Origin of the sequence: Pedobacter sp., from assembly GCF_035317785.1 — a bacterium.
Taxonomy (GTDB): domain Bacteria; phylum Bacteroidota; class Bacteroidia; order Sphingobacteriales; family Sphingobacteriaceae; genus Pedobacter.
In genome coordinates, this window is sequence record NZ_DATHGC010000061.1 from 1 (window position 1) to 4737 (window position 4737).

A 4737-nucleotide genomic window follows, 5' to 3' on the forward strand; every position below is an offset into this window, starting at 1 on the left:
TGATGTTTAATGGAATACTCGACAAGGGTTCTCTGGGAGGGAGCGGTTCATATTCCAGGACATTGAGCGCGAATAAAGGATGTGTGGCGTCAAAAAGTTTCAGCAGGTCGAACCTCAAAGCGAGGTTATCGGCTGCAAGCAAAAAAAGAAAGGTTTCAGCGGTAGGTAGAAAACCGCTGAAAATACTGCCCTTTCTTCCCCCAAATTCGGTAAATATCTGTCCGGTCCTGGAGTTCTGAACCAGAAAGATATCCAGGCACTGTGGCTTGATCTGCGAAGCCATTGCCAGAAAAAGCAGGAACCGGTCGCAAAACTGCAGATCGTGCCTGATCACAAAGTCACCATAAGCTGAATATTGCGGTGCAAGTACAGGCGGCTGCAGGTCAAATATGGAAGCATTCGCAGCGACACTTCCTGCGTTTATTGCGCTCCTCAGTTGAAGCACACTTTCAAACCAGTCCAGCTCCGCGGCGAGTACATCAGCATTGGCACGCAGGTTCCTGCTTACCAGTTTACGTGTATCATATAATTGTTCCATGGCAGTTTTACATGAGCTATTGGCCAGGGTAACCGGTCAATCAAAACATCAATTCCTTTTCTTTCAATATTTAAATACCAGTTGTCATCTTTAATTTTTAACAGCCCGTTCCGTTTAAAAAAACTCTCTTTTAAGGCTGAGGTTACGGTTGTTTTTAAAGCAGGCCAGTTTTGTATCACTGCCTGCTTGACTTCTTCTGCCTCAGCCAGTTCCTTTTTGCTAAACCTGATCTGGTTCAGGGCCAATGCTTCTTCTGCTTCAAGGCCACAGATGAGCTTATTCAGCAGCATGGGGCTTTCGTCTACCGGCATTGCTTCGTAAATTAAAAAGTGAAGCCAGCATATGGCTTTTTCAATGGTAGCCCTGTCTTTAAATTCATTTTCCGAAAGCCAGTTCAGCTTTAAAAAAGCGGCTTTTAAAAACGGCCAGACCAGAACCAGGCCTGCATTTTCAACGGCAAGCGACCGATCGCCAACCAACGCCGTTTTTTTCAATGGTTGAACTGGCTTCGCATTTTCATCGGCTATGGGAGCCTCAGCAGTCCTTTTAAGTTTCAGCACCATTTTCAGTTGTGCAGCCAATTTGCTGAGAGAAGTCACAAGAGTTTTTTTGTTTTTATCGTTCTCCAGCTTAGTGATCAGGGCCGTTACGATCTGCAGGCTTTTCTTTCCGGTATCCGAAAGCTCATGGGCACATTTCAATATCCAGGAGGAGAAATCAGCTTGTTCCTTTTTTCCCTGATGCTTTTCAATGGCAGTCAGCCAGTAAAACAGCATTTTTTGGTAATTCCCCAAATCAAGCCGAACTGCAAAGACCCTCACCAGTTCAAGATCACCGGTTTGAAACTGGTTGTATTCATCAAAAAACTGTTGTTTACTGATCAATGCCATTAAACGCTGCTGCGCTTTCGATCCAGGACCAAACTTGTTTGACAGTCTGATAAAAAGATCATGATGTGACGCGAAAAGATCTTTAAGCATTTTTGAAGGAAAAAATCCGGCTGCGCCGGAGATCCACCAGGGTCTCAATCCGTACAGGCAATAATGCACCAATGCCTCGTATTTACTGACATCATTTGTTTCGTCAAAGTCTCCCGGCTGTCCTCCGACAGAGAAAGGGCCGTGGTAGGCATCCGATATGGGTTCGTCCCGTGTCAATTGACGTGGCTGACTTTTGTCAATGTTCAGCTGATGTTCCCTGAGCTGCTGATAAAGCTGCGATATGATCTTTTCTTTAATGTCTGCAATAAAATGATCCGTACGGATGTCTCCAAGGTCAAGTTTGATCTGTTCAATACGCAGGGTCCTGACAGGTGCCACCGCATCAAATACCTCATTAAAGAGATCAGGCAGTACATCCCGGCAAAAATTCCTGAGCTCCAGCTGCAGTTTTTGCGCGTCCTGCTGGTCATCCACACTGATGACCATTTTTTGCGAGTGTATGATGTGCCTGTTGAACATGGCTATCCAAAATTAAAATCAACCACTTCATCTTTGTCTGCAATACGTAAATTGGCTGTTTGCGTGTCCTGCTGTTCATTTACCGCTTTTACGACATAGTCACCAGGTTTGAGCTGAAAACTATAAGTTCCATCCGTAAACACATCTTCCTGGACGAGAGACCCTGCCGGATCCAGTACAGTAATGGTATATCTTTTTGAATAGCTTACCGTTCCGCTCAATTTGTAGGTCTGCGGAGTAAGGCTTTCAAAGTTTATAAAAACCGTGATTGTTGCCTGTCCTACCTCATCACCATTATCGTCTGTGATCAAATAATCAAATTCGTCTACATCCACAATCGCCGAGCCTGCTTTCCTGTTTGCTTTGATCTTTTCATTGTTCAGTGTATAATTCAGGATCTGCTTTTTCAGTCCCGGGATTGGTTCATAATCTTCCTCGGTAAACTCAACGTCACCATAGGCAGGTTCTGTAGCCAGTGAAACCTGATAAAATCCCGGATGATATAAATTATTCAGCACCTGTATTTTAGAAACAACCACTCTGGTAGCGGTGTAAGAAACCACCCTGGAAATTGGCACCGCCAATGGGGTCAGTTCTTTGTTTTTATAGTCTTTAGGGTCACATTCGCAGCAGCTGTCATCTTCATAGACAGTAAAGTCCGCAATTACTGTATCGCCCAATTGCTTTAATGCCTGAGCCGCTCCAATTTTTTCGTATAACGCTTCATAGTTCTTGCTGAACTCTGTTTGTTCACCATCTTTGTATCCAAACTGTTTGCGTTTTGCGGTTACCTCAACCGCATAATTTTCTGCTTCTGCCCTTTGCACCGCAATCTCTTCCAGCCCTTTTTTGTGTTCCTTTTCAAGCTTCTCCAGTTCTTTATTGTATGTATCAGCAGCTGCCTCTTTAACCAGACTGTTAGCTCCGTCTTTATGGCTTATTTCCACCTCATCAGCTTCCTTTGCGCTCCGGACACTTTTCATCTTTTCAGTTTCATTTTTCAGTTTCGCCTCTGCTTTAGCGTCTTCATTACCAACTTCCTGAGCTTTCTTCTTCAGCGCTTTTGCACGTTCATTGTACAGGCTATTTAGCGCTGCCTCAGCTTTCTTCAGTTCCTCCAGTCTTTCCACTTTCACATCTCCTGCCGCTCCGGACCTGGTTACACGTCCCTGTTCACCAGTATGATAGATCAGCAGCAAAGTATTGCCTCTTTCAACACCGGCCAAATGTTCTGCGCCACCATGTGCTTTCAGGTAATCCACAAAAGATTTGCTGGTTCTTGAGTCAAGGTTTCGCTGTTTTCTGATGTCGGTCAGCGTGCCTATCGTAATGTAAGGCCTGATCATCATCGTATTTAAAATCCGGTGCGCCAGTGTCAGGATCAGCAAATAAGAAAGCATCTCCTTATCCCTTTCCCGGTTAACGATCCTGGCAAGGATTTTCATTAAACCTACATAATGGTTGAGCTCAGCAACATATTTATCTTTAAACACATCCTCATCAAAATCGCTGAATTCCAATGGTAAAGCCGCTATCAGCGCTTCTATATGGTCGTTAAAATCGGCGATCCAGTTGAGCAGGTCTTTATGGATTTCATTTTCCGGTACCGCCGCCCTGGGATTGTCCTTAAAGATGCGGGAATGATCGGTGCGGTTTATATTTTCCGTAAAAGCGCCCGCAGTAAAAATACCTTCACTCGCTTTTTTGAAGAAAGAAACCTTATCAGTTCTGACTTCAATTGCCTCAGCCCCCGCCATTTTTGCGGCACGGACATCTGCCGCCGCAGAAGTTTTTGTGCTTCCGGCTGCGTCTTTTACCGCATCGGCCACGTCTTTGTACCTTGCCGCCATACTCTCGGCAATCTTGCTGTATTTCAAAAGGTTATTGAGGTAGTACAGCATGACATTCCGCCAGACCAGGTATTGCGAATCCAGGTCGGGATAGCGGCATGTGGTCGTTATCTTATCGCCATCCCCTATAAACAGGGACTTTACTTTAAATGGCACATTAAATTTGCGTCTGATTCTTTTGTAACGGTTAACTGCATCCGTTTCATCAAGGCCCAAATGCCCCTCCATCCTGAAAAAATTATACGCATTGATGTTATAGAAAAGCGGCGTTTCCAGTTTGCTGAAGCCATAATCCTGGTCCTCTTCCGGCAGCTGGTAATGGTAACTGAGCCCTTTTTCGCCCCCGCAGCCATGACAAGAGCATTCATTCCAGAACCTCTCAAAGTCTGGCAGGTAAGGATTGAAGTAGATCGGAAATGCTTTTTTCCCCAGTGGCTGCTGTTTTTCTTTACTTGGAGTTGCCAATACACCTTGTTCTTCGGCTTCTTTCATAAACTCCGTATGATAGCCGTTCAACATCGTCAGGATGCGGCCAAATATGGTCACTACTTTCTTAGACCAGCTTTTATATTCATTAAATAAAGGAGAATATTCAAATTCCTGCCGGTTGTCGGCAGGAGGACAAGCTACATCGCCCAGCATCAGGTGCATCGGGAAAGCATCGTTGTCCGGCAGACATACGCTGTTCAGGTGCATGGCCGCACACCTCAGTTCTTCATACGATTTGATGATGTCTTCAAAAGCATCGTAAACATATTGAAACCCGTATGCTGATCCGCTTAAATACCCGGCAGCAAGCTCCAGTAACCTTTGATGCCATGCTATGCCTATATCAGCCAATACGACATGGAAGTTTTTCTGTAAAACCGGAAGTTCATTATAGATGGTT

At 44.8% G+C, this 4737-nt stretch carries 2 protein-coding genes and 1 pseudogene; all 3 read right to left on the reverse strand.

All coding sequences use genetic code 11. The annotated features are described in order from the left end of the window. Window positions 1–538 (reverse strand): annotated as a pseudogene (locus VK541_RS03945) (hypothetical protein); the annotation flags it as partial. Next, on the reverse strand, window positions 505–1998 hold the full coding sequence (locus tag VK541_RS03950) for a contractile injection system tape measure protein (protein WP_324367135.1): 1494 nt from the start codon (window positions 1996–1998) through the stop codon (window positions 505–507). The gene VK541_RS03950 and the pseudogene VK541_RS03945, both read right to left, overlap by 34 nt. 2 nt (window positions 1999–2000) lie before the next feature. Further along, window positions 2001–4737 (reverse strand): hypothetical protein (locus VK541_RS03955; RefSeq protein ID WP_324367137.1); only part of this gene is annotated, 2737 nt, incomplete at its 5' end.